Here is a 1,988-nt window from a genome sequence, read left to right on the forward strand (position 1 = left end):
ACGCGGATGTACCGGACGGGGGACATCGCCCGGTGGAACCGGGAGGGTCAGCTGGAGTACGTCGGCCGGGCCGATGACCAGGTCAAGGTACGCGGTTACCGCATCGAGCTGGGCGAGGTCCAGTCCGCGCTCGCGGCGCACCCGCACATCGCACAGGCCGCCGCCCTCGTCCGCGAGGACCGTCCAGGTGACAAGCGGCTCGTCGGTTATGCCGTACCGGAGGCCGGTGTGGCGCTCGACGTGGCGGCCGTGCGGGCCGCGCTGGCCGAGTCGTTGCCGGAGTACATGGTCCCGGCCGCCGTCGTGGTCCTGGACGCGCTGCCGCTGACCTCCCACGGCAAACTCGACCGGCGTGTTTTGCCCATGCCCGAGTATGAGGTGAAGTCCCGTTCCCGGGCGCCGCGTTCGCCGCGCGAGGAGATCCTGTGTGGTCTGTTCGCCGAGGTGCTCGGCACTCCGGATGTGGGCGTCGACGACAGCTTCTTCGACCGCGGCGGCCACTCGCTGCTGGCCACGCGACTCGCGAGCCGTATCCGTTCGGCACTCGGCGTCGAACTGCCCGTGCGGCAGATCTTCAGCACCCCCACCGTCGCCGCCCTGGCCGCGGCGCTCGACACCGCGAACGAGGGCCGGACGGCGGTCGCCCGGGCGGCTGTACGCCCCGAGCGTCTGCCGCTGTCCTTCGCACAGCGCGGACTGTGGTTCCTGCACCGGCTGGAGGGGCCGAGCCCGACGTACAACATGCCGGTCTCGCTGCGGCTGAACGGTGACCTGGACCATGACGCGCTGCGTGCGGCGCTGACCGATGTGGTGGCGCGGCACGAGTCGCTGCGCACCGTCTTCGGCGAGGACGCCGAGGGCCCGTACCAGCGGGTGCTGGCTGCCGCGGATGCCGTACCCGTCCTGGAGACCGTCCACACGGATGAGGCCGGGCTGCCCGCCGCACTGAAGGCGGCGGCCCAGTACGGCTTCGACCTCGGCGCCGAGATCCCCGTCCGCGCCTGGCTGTTCGAGCTGGGGTCGGAGCAGCACGTGTTGCTGGTGCTGGTCCATCACATCGCGGGGGACGGCTGGTCCATGCCGTTGTTCGCGCGAGACCTGACCACGGCCTATACGTCCGCATCCACGGGCACTGCTCCCGTGTGGTCCGAACTCCCCGTGCAGTATGCAGACTTCACGCTGTGGCAGCGCGAGGTGCTGGGCTCCGACGAGGACCCCGACAGCCCGATCTCGCAGCAACTGGACTACTGGAGGCAGGCGCTGGCCGGGCTTCCCGAGGAGCTGGAGCTGCCTGTCGACCGGTCGCGGTCCGAAGTCGCGTCCTTCGAGGGCGGATCGGTTCCGTTCGAGATCACGTCGGCGCTGCACGCCCGCCTCGTGGAGCTGGCGCGCGAGTGCCAGGCGAGCCCCTTCATGGTGGTGCAGTCCGCGCTGGCGACGCTGCTGTCGCGGCTGGGCGCGGGCACGGACATCCCCCTGGGAACCCCGATCGCCGGCCGTACCGACGACGCGGTGGAGGACCTGGTCGGCTTCTTCATCAACACCCTGGTGCTGCGCACCGACCTCTCCGGCAACCCGACCTTCCGTGAACTCGTCGGGCGGGTCCGCGAGACGGACCTGGCGGCGTACGCCCACCAGGACGTGCCGTTCGAGCGGCTGGTGGAAGTCCTCAACCCCACGCGCCTCGCGGCCCGGCACCCGCTCTTCCAGGTGCGTTTCGTCTTCAACAACATCGACCAGCAGGCCGCGGCCGACGCGGTCCAGAACCTGCCCGGCCTCACCGTCGTGCCCGAACCCGTCGACCTCGGCGCGGCCAAGTTCGACCTTCTCTTCCGGTTCTCCGAGCAACGCGCGACCGACGGCACCCCCGTCGGTATGCGCGGCGCGCTGGAGTTCAGCACGGATCTGTTCGACGCGGTGACCGCTGAGCGGTTGGCTGAGCGGTTGGTGCGGGTGTTGGAGGTGGTGGTTGCTGATCCGGGGGTGCG

The 1,988-nt window shown here is 70.5% G+C and carries 1 protein-coding gene; it reads left to right on the forward strand.

The window, feature by feature from the left end:
- Window positions 1-1,988 (forward strand): condensation domain-containing protein (locus ACFXAE_RS36120; protein WP_384723954.1); only part of this gene is annotated, 1,988 nt, incomplete at both ends.

It is taken from the genome of Streptomyces sp. NPDC059454 (assembly GCF_042749965.1).
Classification (GTDB): Bacteria; Actinomycetota; Actinomycetes; order Streptomycetales; family Streptomycetaceae; genus Streptomyces.